At 36.1% G+C, this 18717-nt stretch carries 18 protein-coding genes and 1 pseudogene; all 19 read left to right on the plus strand.

The annotated features are described in order from the left end of the window. The first annotated feature begins 39 nt into the window (after window positions 1-39). The 19 genes and pseudogenes from MKY00_RS06065 to MKY00_RS06155 all read left to right on the plus strand — a co-directional run bounded on the left by MKY00_RS06065 (window position 40) and on the right by MKY00_RS06155 (window position 18697). On the plus strand, window positions 40-279 hold the full coding sequence (locus MKY00_RS06065; RefSeq protein ID WP_016716808.1) for a hypothetical protein: 240 nt from the start codon (window positions 40-42) through the stop codon (window positions 277-279). A gap of 13 nt (window positions 280-292) precedes the next feature. Next, window positions 293-589: an HNH endonuclease gene (locus tag MKY00_RS06070; protein WP_016716809.1), complete on the plus strand. Its 297-nt coding sequence runs from the start codon at window positions 293-295 to the stop codon at window positions 587-589. Continuing rightward, window positions 576-812: a hypothetical protein gene (locus MKY00_RS06075; RefSeq protein ID WP_016716810.1), complete on the plus strand. Its 237-nt coding sequence runs from the start codon at window positions 576-578 to the stop codon at window positions 810-812. Before MKY00_RS06070 ends, MKY00_RS06075 begins: the two co-directional genes overlap by 14 nt. Before the next feature lie 114 nt (window positions 813-926). Continuing rightward, entirely contained in the window at window positions 927-1313 is a 387-nt protein-coding gene (locus tag MKY00_RS06080; RefSeq protein ID WP_016716811.1) for a P27 family phage terminase small subunit, read from the plus strand. Beyond that, window positions 1310-3028: a terminase large subunit gene (locus tag MKY00_RS06085; RefSeq protein WP_016716812.1), complete on the plus strand. Its 1719-nt coding sequence runs from the start codon at window positions 1310-1312 to the stop codon at window positions 3026-3028. Before MKY00_RS06080 ends, MKY00_RS06085 begins: the two co-directional genes overlap by 4 nt. Window positions 3029-3050: 22 nt before the next feature. Next, window positions 3051-4220 carry a phage portal protein gene (locus MKY00_RS06090; RefSeq protein WP_016716813.1) on the plus strand — a complete coding sequence of 390 codons (1170 nt, stop codon included), beginning with the start codon at window positions 3051-3053 and terminating at the stop codon, window positions 4218-4220. Beyond that, window positions 4213-4785 (plus strand): HK97 family phage prohead protease, encoded by a 573-nt coding sequence (locus MKY00_RS06095; RefSeq protein ID WP_016716814.1) that lies wholly within the window; start codon window positions 4213-4215, stop codon window positions 4783-4785. The genes MKY00_RS06090 and MKY00_RS06095 overlap by 8 nt, the downstream gene beginning before the upstream one ends. Next, window positions 4778-5950 carry a phage major capsid protein gene (locus MKY00_RS06100; protein WP_016716815.1) on the plus strand — a complete coding sequence of 391 codons (1173 nt, stop codon included), beginning with the start codon at window positions 4778-4780 and terminating at the stop codon, window positions 5948-5950. The genes MKY00_RS06095 and MKY00_RS06100 overlap by 8 nt, the downstream gene beginning before the upstream one ends. Window positions 5951-5967: 17 nt before the next feature. After that, window positions 5968-6147: a hypothetical protein gene (locus MKY00_RS06105; protein ID WP_016716816.1), complete on the plus strand. Its 180-nt coding sequence runs from the start codon at window positions 5968-5970 to the stop codon at window positions 6145-6147. Further along, window positions 6140-6433 (plus strand): hypothetical protein, encoded by a 294-nt coding sequence (locus MKY00_RS06110; protein ID WP_016716817.1) that lies wholly within the window; start codon window positions 6140-6142, stop codon window positions 6431-6433. Before MKY00_RS06105 ends, MKY00_RS06110 begins: the two co-directional genes overlap by 8 nt. After that, window positions 6420-6764, plus strand: a complete 345-nt coding sequence (locus tag MKY00_RS06115; protein ID WP_016716818.1) for a phage head closure protein — start codon at window positions 6420-6422, stop codon at window positions 6762-6764. Before MKY00_RS06110 ends, MKY00_RS06115 begins: the two co-directional genes overlap by 14 nt. Further along, complete coding sequence (locus tag MKY00_RS06120; RefSeq protein ID WP_016716819.1) at window positions 6757-7113, plus strand: HK97 gp10 family phage protein; 357 nt, start codon at window positions 6757-6759, stop codon at window positions 7111-7113. Before MKY00_RS06115 ends, MKY00_RS06120 begins: the two co-directional genes overlap by 8 nt. After that, entirely contained in the window at window positions 7110-7439 is a 330-nt protein-coding gene (locus MKY00_RS06125) for a hypothetical protein (RefSeq protein ID WP_016716820.1), read from the plus strand. The genes MKY00_RS06120 and MKY00_RS06125 overlap by 4 nt, the downstream gene beginning before the upstream one ends. Next, on the plus strand, window positions 7440-8033 hold the full coding sequence (locus MKY00_RS06130) for a major tail protein (RefSeq protein WP_016716821.1): 594 nt from the start codon (window positions 7440-7442) through the stop codon (window positions 8031-8033). Window positions 8034-8039: 6 nt separating this feature from the next. After that, window positions 8040-8396, plus strand: a complete 357-nt coding sequence (locus tag MKY00_RS06135) for a hypothetical protein (protein WP_016716822.1) — start codon at window positions 8040-8042, stop codon at window positions 8394-8396. A gap of 230 nt (window positions 8397-8626) precedes the next feature. Beyond that, window positions 8627-10084, plus strand: a pseudogene (locus MKY00_RS06140) (DUF2207 domain-containing protein); the annotation flags it as partial. Between the two features lie 224 nt (window positions 10085-10308). Then, entirely contained in the window at window positions 10309-12489 is a 2181-nt protein-coding gene (locus MKY00_RS06145; protein ID WP_016716824.1) for a phage tail protein, read from the plus strand. Between the two features lie 41 nt (window positions 12490-12530). Beyond that, window positions 12531-14006 (plus strand): distal tail protein Dit, encoded by a 1476-nt coding sequence (locus tag MKY00_RS06150; RefSeq protein WP_016716825.1) that lies wholly within the window; start codon window positions 12531-12533, stop codon window positions 14004-14006. Beyond that, window positions 14003-18697 carry a phage tail spike protein gene (locus MKY00_RS06155; RefSeq protein ID WP_016716826.1) on the plus strand — a complete coding sequence of 1565 codons (4695 nt, stop codon included), beginning with the start codon at window positions 14003-14005 and terminating at the stop codon, window positions 18695-18697. The genes MKY00_RS06150 and MKY00_RS06155 overlap by 4 nt, the downstream gene beginning before the upstream one ends. Window positions 18698-18717: the final 20 nt, after the last annotated feature.

The raw sequence follows: 18717 nt of genomic DNA on the forward strand, positions 1-18717 counted from the left end.
TTTTTGTTTTGGAGAAAAGTAAGAAAGGAATGATAATAATTGAACAGTGTTTTAAACGGTAAGATTGCTTTGCTTGGCCTTATACCTATTGATAAGAAAGCGTATAAGAAGTCTGGGAGTGATATTAGTCGATTCAAATATTATAGACTTCACGGACAGAAGACAATGTTTTATTCTGTAGAATACCTCATGCTGACACCGATAAAAAATCTATTAGAAAGAGATAAAGGTAATAAGGAACGATTAGGAAAGGCAGATGAATTATTACTTGGTGAATAAGGAGTGAGTAACATTGACTAACTTCTACAAAACAAAACGCTGGAAGAACAAACGAGCAAATGTATTAAGACGTGACTCGTACCAATGCCAAGAATGTAAACGATATGGCAAGAACAAAGAAGCAACGACAGTACATCATATCCATCCATTAAGGAATAGACCGGAGCTAAGACTCACAACAAGTAATCTGGTTAGCCTGTGTGGAAGGTGTCACGATAAGATGCATGACCGAGTGAGTGATGAACTAACTGCATTAGGTATGCACTGGGTAGAACGAATGGAAAGGATGATAGCAAATGAAACTAACTAAACAGGAACAAGCGGTTGTGATTGGTACATTCATTACAATGTTAGGACAAGACCTTGTAAACGAACATATTGATAAATCAAAATTAGAAAGTGCAATTCCAATCTTTAATGAGATGGAAGACAATACAACACCAAAGCAAAAGAGAGAATCTATGATTAGTTTGCTAGAAAAAACGATGGATATATTTTTGAAGGAAAATCATTCGAATTCAAATCAATCATAAAAGAAACAATCCCCCCACTTTAAAAATAATTTAACAAGCCCTATGGGGACCGAGAGGGGGAGCTTTTTCCAATAGAGCGACTATATTTTTTTAGAAAGGGGGTGTGGTGCCCGGATGGACCAAAAGGAAAGAATGAAATTGAAAGAAACTGTGATTGCTAATATGAAACATTTGGGTGTTTATCGGGATGATTTTGAACATACAATTAACATTTATGTTGGTATGTTAGCTCAATATCAAGCTTTCGAACAACAATTTGAAGAGTCAGGTTTTAAAATAACAGATTCATATACAAATAAAGCCGGGGCTACGAATGAAAGAAAAACCCCGATCTACACAGCTATGGAAGCCTTGCGGAAAGACCTGGCCAACTATTCGAATTTACTATGTTTGAACCCGAAAACGTATGAACGAATAAAACGTCCAGAAGTACCAGTTCGTAAAAAAGAAACTGAAAAACCAATATCAAAATTAGTACAAGCATTGAGTGATAGTTCATGAGTAAATATGAAAATTATGACTTAGTTATGGAATACGCATCTTCAATTGTGGAGGGCAGAAAATTAGCAAATAAAGAGCAAATACAAGGCTGTGAAAGATTTTTAAGAGATTTAAAAAATCCTGATTATGAATTCAATCCAAAAGATGCAGAGTTTGTTATAAGAATTATTGAAAAAACTTTCGTACATGCTCAAGGGGAAAAGTTGGACGGCACACCGCTAAGAGGTACGCCTTTTTTATTGGAGCCATTTCATAAGTACCAGGTATATAATTTGCTAGGATTTTATCATAAGGGGACAAAAATTAGACGTTTTAAAGAAGCGTTTATTTATATTCCAAGGAAAAATATAAAAACATCTTTTGCAGCAGGATTAGCTTGGGCTTTAGGATTATTAAATCGGAAATCTGGAAGTAAAATTTATATTACTTCGGCAGCATTAAAACAATCCCTTGAAAGCTTTAATTTTATAAACTTTAATCTTGGTCAAATGGGTGAAAAAGAGAATTTTAGGGTGATTGATAATAACCAGGAACATTCTATTTCTGGTGATTTAGGTGACGGTTCTATTTTCATCCAAGCATTAGCAGCGAATCCTGATAAACAGGACTCATTAAACTGTAATATTGCTATTGCTGATGAATTACACGCTTATAAAACACCAAAACAATATAATATCATCAAAGAAGCCATGAAAGCTTATACGAATAAGTTAATGATTGGTATAACAACGGCCGGAGATGATATGACAAGCTTCTGTTATCAGCGTTTACAGTATTGTAAAAAGATACTTGATGGCACTGTGAAAGACGAGGCTTATTTTGTGTTCATTGCAAAGGCTGATGAAGATGAAAAAGGAAATGTGGATTACACAAACCCGATTGAACATCAAAAAGCAAATCCAGCTTATGAGGTTTCAATTCGACCTGATGATATCTTGAACGATGCACTACAAGCACAGAATGATCCTCAACAGAGGAAAGACTTTTTAGCAAAGTCATTAAACATTTACACATCAGCTATTCGTGCTTATTTTAATTTAGATGAATTCAAAGCTTCTGACAAAAAGTACAATTGGACGCTTGAAGAGTTAGCTAAATTGAAAATCGATTGGTTTGGTGGCGCCGATCTTTCGAAGATGCATGATTTAACAGCGGCGGCTTTGTATGGAAATTACAAAGGAGTAGATATCGTTATTCCCCATGCTTGGTTTCCAATTATAGCAGCTACGCAAAAGGCAGAGGAAGACAATATCCCTTTATTTGGTTGGAAAGATGATGGTTGGTTGACCATGTGTAATACGCCTACTGTAAATCATTCTGATATCGTAAATTGGTTTATCAAAATGAAGAAAAAGGGATTTAAAATTAAACAGGTTGGTTTTGATAGAAAGTTTAGTCGAGAATTTTTCCTTGCACTGAAGAGTAAAGGTTTTCGAATGGTTGACCAACCACAATACTTCCACAAGAAATCTGAGGGGTTTAGACGTATTGAAAAGAAAACTAAGGATGGAGAGTTTTATTATTTACATTCGCAAGCATTTGAATATTGTGTGCAGAATGTTGCAGCAATCGAGAAAACAGATGACATGATTCAATATGAAAAAGTTATGCCAAACCAGCGTATCGATATCTTTGATGCGGCTGTTTTTGGTGCTATTCGTATGCTTGAAAACTTTGAAAAGACTGTTGATGCTTCAACGTGGTTAGAAAGCTAATCTTAGGAAGGAGGTGTAAATTTTGAAGTTTTGGAGAAAGAAAAAAACACGTTCATCTGTTTCTATTCCAATAGCACTTGGAGATGTTGAAACAGTTGGTTATACAAGACTTTCAGACAATCCTGATGTATTAATTGCAGTTGATAAAATAGCCGATTTAGTTTCTAATATGACAATTCATCTCATGGAAAATACTGATGAAGGTGATAAACGGTTGAGAAATCAATTGTCACGAAAGATAGATATTGAACCACATCGGAATATGACTCGTAAATCTTGGGTTTATAAGATTGTTAGTGACTTATTACTTCATGGTGAAGGTAATTCTATTGTTCATATTGGCATTGATCCAAAAACGACTTTCATTGATGATTTAACACCGTTTCAAATGCAAGCCGTAAGCTATGAAGATGTGGATGGCAACTACCTCATCAACTTCAACGGCACAACGTACACACCAGACGAGGTAATTCACTTTGTAATTAACCCTCATCCTAATTATCCATACCGTGGTACTGGATATCGTGTGGCATTAAAGGAAATTGTAAGAAATTTAAATCAAGCTACAAGAACAAAGAATAATTTTATGAGCGGTAAATACATGCCATCACTTATTATTTCTGTGGATGCCATGACAGAAGAGTTATCTAGTAAAGAAGGTAGAGATAATATTATGGCTAAATATTTTGCAGAAACAGAAGGTGGTAAGCCTTGGATCATCCCCGCAGACTTAATAAAAGTTGAGCAAGTAAAACCTTTATCACTAAAAGATATTGCTATTAATGAAGGTGTTGAATTAGATAAGAAAACTGTTGCTGGACTCTTTGGGATTCCGGCTTTTTTCTTGGGTGTTGGTGAGTTTAACAAAGATGAGTATAACAACTTCATTAATACACGCGTTTTTTCTATCGGACAAGTTATAGCACAAACATTAACACGTGATTTGTTATTTAGTCCAAATTGGTTTTTTCGTTTAAATCCACGAAGTTTATACTCATACAATTTAAGTGAAATGGTGGAAGCTGGCACACAAATGGTTGACCGAAATGCAATGAGAAGAAATGAACTACGTGATTGGGTTGGACTGGATCCTGATCCAGAAATGCAAGAGCTCATCATCTTAGAAAACTATATTCCAGCTAATAAGATTGGTAGCCAAAACAAACTGAAGGGAGGTGAGAACGATGAATAAACGTCATATGCACTTTACGTCAGAATTAAAAACTAGAGATAGTGAAACCGAAAATGAAGCAGTAATTGAGGGGTATTTTGTTGTCTACAATCAAGAAACTGAGTTATGGCCAGGAGCATTTGAGGAAGTGGCACCAGGAGCATTTGAAAATAGTTTACGTAACAATGACATTATATGCCTGGATAATCATGATTCAAGAATGGTTTTAGCTAGTTTTGGTAGTGACACACTTGAATTAAAGTCCGATAACTATGGTTTATGGGGAAAAGCGATTATTGATCTAGAAGATCCAAATGCAAAAAGTGCTTATCGTAAAGTACAGACCGGGAAAGTACGTGGTTGTTCATTTGGTTTTTATCCAACAAAAGAAGAACAAATCACACGTGATGATGGAACGATGAAATGGAGAATAACTGAAGCTGAGCTACATGAGGTTTCAATTACAGCATTCCCAGCTTATCCACAAACGGATATTATGGCCAGACAAAAAGATGTTGAAGTTATCAAGAAACAAAGATTAGAACAACGAAAAAAACAATTAAGGGAGCGATTAAACAATGCCTAATCCAGTATTAATTGGCGCTAAATTAAATATGAAACGAAACTCTTTATCAACTTTGGAAGGAAAGTTAACGGAATTACTTACAAAACGAAGTGAGTTGGAAGCATCTATCGAAGGAATCGACAATGAAGAAGACTTAACGGCACTTGAGGTAAGTATTAAGGAAAATGATGACGCTATTACTTCCACAGAAGCTGAAAAAACAACATTAACAGAAGAAATTGAGGAACTAGAAAAGGAACTGGAAGCATCTAATCGTAGATCACCAAACAAAGGAGCGAAACGCAAAATGCCAAAACAAACTGAAACACGCGAAGCTATCAATGCTTATGTGCGTAGTAAAGATCAAACGCGTTCTGGATTCACATCTGTGGAGGGTGGAGCATTAATTCCAGAAGAATTATTAAAACCACAAAAAGAAAAAGTAGATACAGTAGATTTAACACAATATGTACGAAAAATTCCAGTAAATCGAGGTTCAGGTAAATACCCGATTATCAAGAAATCAAACGGGAAAATGATTTCAGTTGCAGAGCTGGCAAAAAATCCAGAACTTGCACATCCTAAATTTGAAGATGTATCATACGACATCGAAACGTATCGTGGTTACATTCCTGTTTCTCAAGAAATGATTGATGATGCAGATTATGATATTTCGGGTCTCATTGCAGAAGATATTCAGGATCAAGATTTAAATACAAAAAATGCTGAAATTGCAGCTATCTTTAAAACAGCTACAGCTAAACCTGTAACTGGATTAGACGGGATTGTTACATTACTAAATACAGGTTTTAAGCAGGTTTATAATGTGAAGTTTTATGTTTCCTCTTCACTATTTAATGCATTAGACCTATTAAAAGATAAAAATGGGCGTTATTTATTACAGGATGATATTACAGTTGCATCTGGTAAACGTATTAAGAGCAAAGAAGTTGTAGTCTTAGATGATGATATGATTGGTACAAAAGATGGCGATTTAGTTGGTTTTGTTGGTGACGCGTATGAATTCTGTACTTTATTTGATCGTAAAAAAGCATCTGTTAAATGGACTGATAATGACATTTACGGTCAATTATTAGCTGGCTTTGTTCGCTTTGATACTAAAGCTGTAGACAAACAAGCAGGCTACTACATCACATACACACCAGAAGCGCCAGCAGGAGCGTAAAGAAAGGGTGGTTATGAATGGCTAAGTATGAAGTCTTAGAAGATTTTACAGACTTACAAGATAATAATCACATTTATCGAAAGGGAGATCATTACCCTCATAAGGGGCAAGGAAAGAAAAAACGGATTGAAGAACTTTTGGGGAGCGAAAATCTTAGAGGTGAGCCTTTAATCAAGGAATTAGAAGGCAATGAATGATCAAGTAAAAACTAACTTATTAACTTTATTAAAACTTGATTTAGGCATCACTCACGATTTGAGGGATGCTTATTTTAATAATTTATTAGTTAGTTCTCAAAATGAGATTGAGAGAACAGGAATTGTATTAGATTTTGAAAATATCGATGATCAAATGCTCACAGTTGATTATGCAGCATGGATTTACCGACATCGCCAAGAAGATGTTCCATTATCTCGAAATTTACAAATCCGGCTTAATAATAGAGTGATTAAGAAGGCAGGGATTAAAGATGCCGTCAATTAAATCCAGTGTAGGAAATTCAAAGCGCATATCATTAGACGATGTGTGCTTTTTAATTTCCATTGAAACTGAAAAGGATGAGCTTGGACAAGAAATCGGTACAAATGAAAAACCAAGACAAATATTTTGCTCTGAATTAAGTATTAGTCAATCTGAATTTTATTCAGCGGGACAGCTTAATCGTAAACCACAGATTATGCTAATTGTTGATTCTGATGAGTATGACAAGGAAAGCAAGGTAAAATATGAGGAAATGAAATACACTATTTACCGCTCCTTTATGAGATCGGATGGCTTCACAGAATTATATTGTGAGGTGAATATTGGTGGCTAATATTGATGAATTATCCAATGAAATTGCTATGGAACTACAAAGATATGCCAATGTAATTGAGGAAGACATGGAAGTTGTGAAGGAAGAGGTAGCGGATAATTTAGTGGGTGAATTAAAGCAAAAAAGCCCTAAAAATACGGGCAGGTATAGTAAAGGTTGGCGAAAAAAGAAGGATGGTAACACGATTATTGTTCATAATGCTTTAAAACCGCAGCTTACTCATTTACTGGAGAAAGGTCATGCGAAGGCAAATGGTGGACGAGTACCAGCTAAAGTTCATATTGCACCAGCTGAAGAACATGCGATTAATGATTTTGTTGAACGCGTTGAAAGGGCGATTGGGCAATGACACTAGGTGAACTAAAGAAAATCCTTGAAGCTACAGGTTATCCTGTGGCTTATTCTCATTTTACAGCAACACCAACCAAGCCAGTTCCGGCACCGCCTTATATTTGTTTTCTTGTGGACGGATCAGCAAATTTAATGGCTGATAACAAGGTCTACCACAAGATAAATAATTTAAACATTGAGCTTTACACAACTAAAAAAGATTTAGTTGCAGAAGCAAAGCTTGAAAGAGTCCTAGATGATCATGAAATTCCTTATGACTCATACGGGACTTTTATTGAATCTGAAAAAATGTATCAAAAAATATATGAAACGAGGTTGATGTAAATGCCAGAAAACAAAGTATCTTATGGTTTGAAAAATGTTCATTATGTACCATACAACGTAACTGATGGGGTCGTTACATTTAAAACGCCAATTCCAATGCCTGGTGCAGTTGAACTAACAAATGAGCCACGCGGTGATTTAATTGAATTCTACGCAGACGATATGCTTTATTATTCAGCAGATAATAACCAAGGCTATGAAGGAACGCTGAATATCGCTACTATTCCGGAACAATTTGCTATAGATGCATTGGGTGAGCAATTAGATGAGACGGATGGTGTATTAAATGAGTTAGCTGATGCAAAAGGTCAACCATTCGCACTATTATTTGAATTTGATGGTGATGTGAAAGCAACTCGACATGTTATGTATAACTGCTCAGCGAGTCGTCCTAACATTTCATCTAAATCAAAAACGAATTCCGCTGAACCAAATACAAATGAATTAAAATTCGTTGCTAGCCCACTGATTTTAGCGCCTGGCGGAAGACCTATGGTTAAAACGAAAACAACATCTAAAACAACTCAAGCTATTTATGATAATTGGTACAAAGAAGTGTACATTAAAAAAACAACAGCACCAAAAGGAGCGTAATAGTAAATGGAAAAGACAATTACAATAGACGGAAAACAAGTCAGATTAAAAAGTACAGCGGCAACAGTTAAACGATATAAAGCGCAATTTAGACGTGATTTATTTGCAGATATGCTCAAATTAGGAGTTATTGCTCCTTCAAATCCTCAAGCTGGAGCTACTATTGATTTAGCGAATATAGATTTTAGTAAAGTAGATTTTGAGGTTGTTTATGATCTAGTTTGGTTATATGCAAAAACAGCAAATCCAGAAATTGCTGATCCAATTACATGGTTAGATGGTTTTGATGAGTTCCCTATCTCTGAGATTCTTCCAGAAATTATGGACATGATTCAAAGTACGATGGGCGCAAAAAAAAAATAAAGAAAAGTAATGGAGAGCAAGGAACATTCAGTGATGAAGAATTAACCACTGATACGTTCCTTGCTCTTTGTTATAAAGCGAAACTAACAAGTTGGGATTTAGAAGATATGACAATCGGTGATTGTTTTGATTACATTGCTGAATTCGCTGAAATGGAGAATCCAGACAAAGAAAAAGTGAGAAAAGCAAATCAAAAAGACTTCGATTCATTCTAAGAAAGGGGTGAGAAAATGGCGGGAAGAATTAAAGGTATTACGATTGAAATTGGCGGCGAAACCACAGGTCTTCAAAATGCTTTAAAAGACGTAAATAAACGTAGTAATGATTTAACCAAAGAGTTAAAAGATGTTGAACGGTTGCTGAAGTTTGATCCTGGCAATGTGGAAGCATTAGCGCAAAAGCAACAGTTACTTACACAACAAATTGAAAATACAACACAAAAACTAGACAAGTTAAAAGCAGCTGAACAACAAGTTCAAGCTCAATTTCAAAACGGTAAAATTTCTGAAGAACAATATCGTGCTTTTAGGCGTGAGATTGAATTTACAGAAGGGTCTCTTAATGGTCTGAAAAATAAGCTTGGAAATATGAAGGCTGAACAAGATAATGTAGCGAGTTCCACAAGGCAATTAGAAACATTGTTTAGCGCAACTGGAAAAAGTGTTGATGATTTTGCAGGAGCATTAGGAAATCGTCTTGTGAATGCAATTCGAAATGGAACGGCTACAAGTAAGCAGTTAGAGCAAGCAATTGGAATTATTGGTCGTGAAGCATTAGGGGCAGGGACAGATATTGATAAATTACAACGTGCTCTTCGTTCTGTGGATGCTGGAAACTCAATACGGCAAGTGCAAAATGAACTAAGAGATTTACAACAAGAAGCTGGCAGGACGGAGAAAAAATTTGAAGGCTTAAAAGTAGGGCTTGAAAATGTTATTGGTGGTTTAGCGGCTGGTGGCGGAATTGCAACTGCAATTGAAAAAGCAATGGATATGTCAAAGTTACAAACGAAAATTGATATAGCTTTTGATGTTCCAGAGTCATCGAAAAAATCAGTAGAGGAAGCTGTAAGGGGAATTTCAGCTTATGGAGTGGATGCTGAAGCATCTTTAGAAGGTGTACGCCGGCAATGGGCTTTAAATAAAGGCGTAAGTGATGAAGCGAATGCAGCTATCGTAAAAGGAGCGGCCGCAATTGCACAATCCTATGAAGGTATAGATTTTACTGAGCTAATTCAAGAAACAAATGAAATCGGCAATGAATTGGGAATATCACAAGAAGGCGCTCTTGGGATGGCTGATGCATTACTAAAAATGGGCTTTCCACCGGAACAATTAGATATTATTGCTGAATATGGTGGGCAATTAACACGGGCTGGATATAGTGCTGAAGAAGTACAGGCGATTATGGAGGCTGGTGTTGATACAGGAACCTGGAATATTGATAATTTGCTAGATGGCTTGAAAGAAGGGCGTATCAAAGCAGCTGAATTCGGTCAAGGTGTCGATAAAGCTATGAAAGAATCCCTTGAAGGCACAAAAATTTCAGCAGAACAAGTTGAAAAATGGGGCCAGGCAGTAGCTAAAGGCGGTAAAGATGGATCGGCAGCTATGACGGAAATTGCACAAGCTTTATCAGAGGTTGAAGATGAAACAAAGCGTAATGAATTAGGTGTTAAATTTTTCGGTAGATGATAAATTGTGCCGAAGTAAAATTGCGGTATTAAGCAAGAAGGGTGAGATTCCTAACTTGAACCGAAGGCTATATAAAATATAGTCAGGGGCAGAGCATAGAGGGTGAAAAGATATAATCCCTCCACGAGACCGCGACACTTATTAGTGAAAACGTATGCCGATCTTGCATTAATATGAAGTGCAAGAAGTAGAGGATAAAAAGCCTTTACGATAACAAAATGACAATGTATGAAGATCAAGGGCAAAACATTATTAATACTTTACTAGGTGCGAAAGAAAAAACGGTTGATTTTAAAAAGAATCAAGACCAATTAAATGATTCTGTTAAGAAAATGGATGCAAACCCAGCAGTTAAATTTCAAAAAGCAATGCAAGATTTACAGATGGCTCTCAAACCTGTTCTCGGAGTTATAGCTGATGTTGTTGGTAAAATTGCGGATTGGATTTCTAATAATCCAAAGTTAGCAGCTACATTAGCGGCTATAGCAGTAACTATTGGAGTAATTGCAGGAGCATTTATGGCTTTGGCGCCAATTGTTGTTGTCATAACAAGTATAGGGTGGGCAATGACAGGATGGATTGCTCTTATTCCGATAATTGTAGCAGCTGTTGTCGCTCTAGGTGTTACAATTTATAAAAATTGGGATTCTATACGGCAATGGACCATTGATGCTTGGAATGCCATTGGAGAGTTCTTAGTAGCAATATGGGATGGGATTGTACAATGGGCAAGCGACACTTGGAATAGTATTAGCCAAACTACATCGGAAGTCTGGAATTCAATTAAGGAGTTCTTAATAGGCTTATGGAATGGAATAGTTGAGTTTGTTGTAACTTGGGGAACCGCTATTTTAGAAGCATACATTAGTGTTTGGACTTCTATTTTTAATTTTTGTATGGAAATTTGGAATGGAATTGTGGAATATCTTACTTCCGTCTTACAAGGAATAGCAACCTTCTTCACTGAGGTATGGACTTCAATTTCAACGTTCTTCCAAGAGACATGGAATGGTTTAGTTGCCTTTCTAACACCAATTTTACAAGGAATCGCAGATTTCTTCTCTATGATTTGGAATGGTATTTCCACAGTGATTCAAACTGTATGGAATTTCATTATTCAATACTTACAAGCGATTTGGACAGCGATTTTATACTTTGCTACACCAATATTTGAAGGTATAAAGAATTTCATTTCTGAATGCTGGAATACCATTAGTTCTACTACAAGTTTTGTATGGGAAACGATTAAGAATTTCTTAGTTTCTTGTTGGAACGGGCTTGTAGCATTTGTTATGCCGATTTTCGAACAAATCAAGTCTTGGATCATTACCGTGTGGGATACAATCAGTTCCGCAACAATGACTGTATGGAATGCTGTTAAGGGCTTCTTACAATCATGTTGGAATGGATTAGTTGCTTTTGTAACGCCAATATTTAATTCAATAAAAGACTGGATCGTAAATACATGGAACACGATAAGTTCCACTACAAGTGCGGTATGGAATGCAATTAAAAGCTATCTTTCTAGTTTATGGAACTCAATTGTTTCCACAGCAAGTTCCGTATTTAATAACATCAAACAAGCTATTTCTACTGTTTGGAATATGATTAGTAGTACAAGTAGTAGTATCTGGAACGGTATTAAATCCACGCTTTCAAACATTTGGGAAGGTATTAAGTCAACAGCATCTTCAGTATGGAATGGTTTGAAAGAAGCTATTATGACTCCTGTTCGTTGGGTCACAAATGCAGTTAGTGGAGCGTTTGAGGGTATGAAATCAGCAGTATTAGGCGTATGGGATGGCATTAAAAGTGGTATTCGTACAGCTATCAATGGAATCATTCGTATTATTAATAAATTTATAGATGGCTTTAACACACCAGCAGAATTATTAAACAATATACCAGGAGTTAGCGCGCCGACTATTCCACATGTACCAATGCTTGCTAAAGGCGGGAAACCTGTAGGTGATGGTTCATTTATTACAGGTGAAGCTGGACCAGAATTATTTACGAAAAAGGGTAATTCAATCACAGTTACACCTTTATCATCAAAAGAAAAATCACTCGGCATTACTGGGACTATGAATCAATTAATGGGTGATATGAGTCGGATGATGTCTAGTTCTATGAGTCAATTAGCAGGATTAAAGTCTGTTATGAGTGGTGTATATGGAAGTATGTCCAATAGTAGACAAGCTATGACAAATACGGTTGCAAACCAAGTGTTTAATTATTCTCCTGGACAAACAGGTGGAAATGGAATGATTCCAACACAAGGTGGAGATTTGATTATTGAAGTGCCAGTTGTTTTAGAGGGAAGAGATGTGGCGCGCGGTACTTATCGATATACGAAAGAATATCAAGAAAGAGAAGAACAAAGAAACTCAGCCTTTTAGGTTTGAGTTTCTTTTGTTTTATAAAGAAATGAGGTGTCAACATGAGTTCTTTTACATTTAATAATGCACGTAAAGAATTTGTCCAAATTGCAAAAGGGTGGAAAAGACCTACTTGGGCACCATTGAAACGGAATTTTTTAAGTGTTCCAGGATATCCAGGTGCAAGATTATTAAATACACAAACAGAAATGCGTGTTTTATCTATTCCTGTTGGAATTATTGTTCCTGATGATGGAGACTTAGAACTATTAAAAGAAGAAATTGCAGATTGGCTAATAACAGATGAACCAGTAGAGCTTATTTTTGATGTAGAACCAAATAGAACGTATTTAGCAGTTGTGGATGATAGCTTTGACCCAGATGAATTCGTAACACTTGGAATGGGGACCATTACTTTTATTTGTCCAATGCCTTATAAGTTAGGGCCCACACAGAAGAAAGTATTAGCAATAGATGAGGGTGGGAACTTAAAAGCTGAATTTCGTAATAGAGGATCTGTAGAATCTAATCCAATTATTGATATAACTGTGGGAGCGCAGAGCCCTTTCCTTGATGTCTGGAATGATAATGACTATTTTCGGATTGGTTATCCTGTTGGGTATAAATCTAAAATTGTAAAAGAAGATGAGAGACTTATCAATGATGATTGCTCTAGCCTTAAGGGGTGGGAACCTTTTGGAGGACAGATAGGAAAGTTTCTTGCAAGAGGCTCTATGGAAGTCATAGGTGGAAAAGCTTTTAGAGCTTCGGATTACGGACAAAGTGAACTGAACAAATGGCATGGGCCTTTTGTGATGAAAGAAATTCCGACAATAGGTAAGAAAATTGGAGATTTCAAAATGGATATCCAGTTTGCCTTACAGTCTACAAAGTATGATCAAATGGGTAAAACAATTGCGATGATCTTGGATGCTGATTACAACATTATCTGTCAATTGGATATGAGCGATGAATATATGAGTCATGAAATTACTTTGGCTCATTCTTCTATTGGAACAGGCGATAATGAACAGCTTCTATCGAACGAAACTGGATATTATATTGATACTTTCAATCAATTCAGTGGGCATTTTTCTTTAGCACGTAGAGGAAACCACTGGAGAGTTTACTGTGCGAAATATTTCGTAGGAACTGAACAGGACGATGCATCATTTGTAATGGAATACCATGACGTAGGTAATCGAAACCCAAATACTACTAAAGAACCAAAGTATATTGCTGTTGGTTGTGTAGCTTTTGGAGATTATTATCCAGTTAATGTATGTCAAATTAAGGACGTTAAATTTTGGCGCATTAATACTTTAGAAATAGATGAGACTCCTTATATTTTCGATGTAGGAGACAAAATTCAAATCGATACGGAACGATCACTTGTAACAATTAATGGTACGAATGCAATAGCACTGAAAGACATATTCAGTACATTTCCTATTGTAAAACGGGGACAGAATGAAATTATAGTACGACCAGCCAATGTAGGAATAGTGGAATTAACGTATAGGGAGCGATTTAGATGAGGACACCAAGCGGAACTTTACATGTTGTTGATTTTAAAAAGAGTCAAATCGTTTCAGCTATACAACCAAAAGACTATTGGGATGATAAGAGACATTGGGAAATTAAAAATAATATAGATACATTAGAGTTTAGGGTATTTGAGAATACAGACCATGCAGCTACACTTGTGCAACAAAACTTAGTGTTAAAAGAGGTTCGCGGCGGTAGAATCGTTCCTTATGTTATTACTGAAGTGGAAAAAGATTCTGATGATAAATCATTAGTGGTTTATGCATCAGGGGAATGGATTCAACTTGCTAAAGCAGAAATTATTGAACCGCAAAAAATTGAAAGTAAAACATTAAAACAATGTATGGAAATAGCTCTAAAAGGTACGAAGTGGGAAATAGGTAAAACCGAACATGATGGATCACATTCAATAACTATTGATGAATTCACTAATCCATTAGATTTACTAAAAAAGATTGCCGCTTCATTTGAACTAGAAATCCAATACCGTGCTGAAGTTGTCGGCTCTCAAATCGTAGTTCGTTATGTGGATATGGTTAAGAAGAGAGGTCGAGATACAAGAAAAGAAGTAACTGTCGGTAAGGACTTGTTGGGGATTAAACGTATTGAAAACTCTCAAAACATTTGTACCGCTTTATTAGGTTACGTTAAAAAAGATAATGGAGAATTCATTACGATTTCAGAAATAAATAATGGTGTTCCGTATCTTGTGGATGATGCAGCATATCAACGATGGAATGAAAAAGGGAAACATAAATTTGCTTTTTATACTCCGCAAACAGAAAACGAGGATATGTCTCCACAGCGACTTATGACTCTCATGAAAACGGAAATGAATAAACTAGTAAACACTTCTGTTTCCTACGAAGTTCAAGCTCAAAGTATTGGTCGATTATTTGGATTAGCTCACGAATTAATTAATGAAGGCGATACAATCAGAATTATAGATACAGGATTTACACCTAAGTTATATCTTGAAGCTCGTGCTATTGCTGGTGATGAATCATTTAAGGATCCAAAACAAGATAAATATATGTTTGGCGATTATCGTGAAATTGTTGATCAAAATGACGAGTTACGAAGATTGTACCAAAAGATACTAAGCTCATTATATGACAAGGTTCCACAAGAGTTATTTGACCAATTAAAAGATAAAGTCACTGAACAAAATCAAAACATCATTGATGCTAAAGATAAAGCAGATCAGGCTCAAAAAGAAAGTCAAACCGCAAAAGATTTAGCAGAAGCGACTGTTGAATATATGGAACAAAATCTTGTAGATATCATAGAGGGTGTTAAGCCACCTACAGCTAATCTTAGACCGAATAAAACGCTATGGCGTGATATTAGTGGTGGTAAGCCTGGTATTTTGAAAATATGGACAGGTACGACTTGGGAACCTGTTGTTCCGGATACAGGACCATTACAACAAAGTATTAAGAATGCAGAAAATGAGATTAATACTTTAAAAGAGACAGTGAAGGATATGCCTGATAAGACTTGGTTGAATCAACAATTAGAGGATAAAGCCGATAAAGAAGGGGTTTATACAAAAGATTGGGTTGATCAAAATCTTATTGGAAAACAAATTTATGAAACTGACAAACAAGGGAATATACAGAAGTTCACTGACATGAAAACAGAAATTGACCAGAATGCAGAGGCAATTACTCATAAAGCCGAAAAAACGCAGGTAGATACTATTAGTGATGATTTGAAGCAAGTAACACAAACAGCCAATACTGCTAAGCAGACGGCAGAATCTAATACTAGTACCATCACACAATTACAAACTACTGTAAATAACATTAATGATAATGTAACGAACCTTATGATTGGTTCAGGAGATTTTGGGGAAGCAAAACCAAACTCAGATAAGGATAATAGATGGTGGTTAAAGGATAATAATTTAGTGAGAATCTCTACAGATACTTTCATGGGTAACACCGTAATAGAAACCCAAAGCGCTTGGCAAGGTATCGCCTATAACTTTGCAGATTTAATAAGACGTAAAGTTGTAAAAGAAGGTGATGTGCTAAACTATTCAATTTATGCTAGGATAAAAAACTTACCACCTGGTGAAAAACGTCAAAGTTTTTACTTTACAGGTGATAAAACAGGAACTGAAATGGTTACAGTCACTTCTGAATGGGGACGCTCAAATGTATCATTCGTAGTCACAGCAAAGATGATGGCCATTGAAGGATGGAATACTGAGGATTGGATGCGTGTTGAAGTGTGGGAAGCATTAAGTGGTGACCAATGGTATCAACAGTCATCTCCTCAAATAACTGTAGGAGATAAAGTCTATACTTGGAGACCAGCACCAGAAGATAATGCAGTGATAGTAAAGAAAACTAACGAAATTAAGCAAACGGTTGATACCAATGTAGCTACAATTCAAAGTGTGCAAAAAGAACAAGGTGCAATGCAATCAACTCTGAATAGAGTGGAACAGACTACAAATTCAAATTCTCAAACCATTGCGACGATATCCCAAACGCAAGGGAAACATGGAGAGATTATTCAACAAAACACAAGTGATATTACACAACTTAATAATCAAATCAAATCTAAAGTGTCTGAGACTCAAATGCAGGATTATGTTGGGAAGCTAGGGGAAACAAATTTAGTTTTCAATGCTCCATTCACTCAGAAAGAAATAGATGAGTGGGGAAATGTTATAAATGAAATTCCTTCCTTGGATAAATGGGGAACATGGACAGCTGATGTTGACAAAGGAAAATTTGAACCTAACAATGTCTTACGTTATGGAGGATACAACTCTGTTAAAATTTATTGTTCTGGTTTTACGGGGGATTATTCATGGACAGGATTAAATCAAGTAGTAGGTAACATAGATCCATATAGCGAGTACACTTATAGGGCTATGGTGTTTGTGACTAATAAATCTTCCATTGATGATGGACTCTATGCAGAAATCAAGGCATGGAACGGTGATAGAATTGTGGGTGCTGTTGGGGCAAATATCAACGATGTAATTGAAAATGGTGTTTGGAAAGAATATTTTGTGACGATTCCACCATTGAATCAAGCAGTTACACATATGCAAATCACCGTTGGGATAAGACGTAATGGAAGCATCTACATTAGTAATCCTATGTTTCAAAAAGGCTCTACCAAGTCTGTATTTATGCCGAATCCTAAAGATATGGGTAATTATGATGCGATGATCCGTGAGATTGCTAAGAAAGTAGCTACATCTGATTTTAATAACAAAGTCACTCAAATGGAGACCACGATTAATCAACAATCTAATCGGATTGACCTAAAAGCAGAAGCTGAAGAGGTTTACACGAAAACAGAAGCAAACGGTCAATTTGGAAGCAAGGCAATTGTAGAATCTCACTCAAGCTCAATATCACTAATGGCTGATGCGATTAACCAAAGAGTTGAAAAAGGTAACATAGCATCCACAATCAACCAAACAGCTCAATCTGTATTGATTCAGGCAAACAAGATTTATCTTGATGGCTATATTGAAGCGAAGCACTTAAAAGCTCAGACTTTACAAGGCGTTACCATCCAAACAGCACCTCAGGGATCAGGAGCGAATCACATCCGTTTAAATGCTCAGAACATGACGTTATACGGAAGTGGTCAAGCTCGTGGATATTTTGGATTTATAAATCGTTCAGATAGTAATATTCAGTCTGCTTTAATTTTAGGAAATGACTATGCAAGTTCAGGAACTCTTAACGGGTCACTTGTCATTGATCAAACAACAATTAACGGTTCTCAATGGACTAATTCAGTTGCTTCTATTGGAGTTGCTACTGGTAGAAGTGGAAATGACATTTTAAAGTCGAGTTATATTAACTTCTATCGTTATGACGGAGCAATGCAAATTAACTCTGTAGGCGATATGAGTTTAACTAATACAAATGGTAATATTTCTCTTACTGCCAGTTCCACAAGTGGTACTACAGGATTTATAACCTTGAGCGCTTCTAAAGATATCTACTTTACCGCTAAACGTGGCTACTTTAATTTTTATACAAGTGATAACAAGTCATTCCCTGCAATGACAATTAAAGACTTAGCTCCAACTACTCAAGGAGATGTAGATTTTACTTTTGCAAATCAAATCATGTTTAGAATGGCAAGGCATCCTGATTATGTAGGTGATGGATTACAGATTAAAAGTGCGACAGGTGACGCTTTCCGAGATATTAAACTCAGAACACTACGAGCTACTGAAAATATATCTGCTACAGGGCGTATGTGGGCGCAAGAATTTATCCCTAATTCTTCTCGTACGCTTAAAACGGACATAGAAGACCTTCCATTCTCTGCTTTAGATAAAATCAACTCTGTAAACATAAAACAGTATCACTTTATAAGAGATGTTGAACGCTTCGAGTCAGGGGAGTCTATTACACTTCCGATTAATTACGGTATGATTGCGGAGGAAACTGACGATGTATTCACCACACCACAGAAAGACGCTATAAAACTTTATAGCTCGGTTGCAATTTCTATTCAAGCAATACAAGAAGTTGACTTTAAAGTTAAAAATATTCAATTTGACAATGGTATGTTGAAGCAGGAAGTTGAAACTCTTAAAGAACAACTTGAAGCTGAAAAACTTGAGAAAGTTTCACTGAAAGCTGAAGTTGATGAATTAAAGGTATTAGTGCAACAATTACTAAACAAATAAAAAGAAAAGAGAGTGAATTA

This window comes from Bacillus sp. FSL R9-9834, from assembly GCF_038006905.1.
In the GTDB taxonomy this organism is placed as follows: domain Bacteria; phylum Bacillota; class Bacilli; order Bacillales; family Bacillaceae_G; genus Bacillus_A; species Bacillus_A pacificus.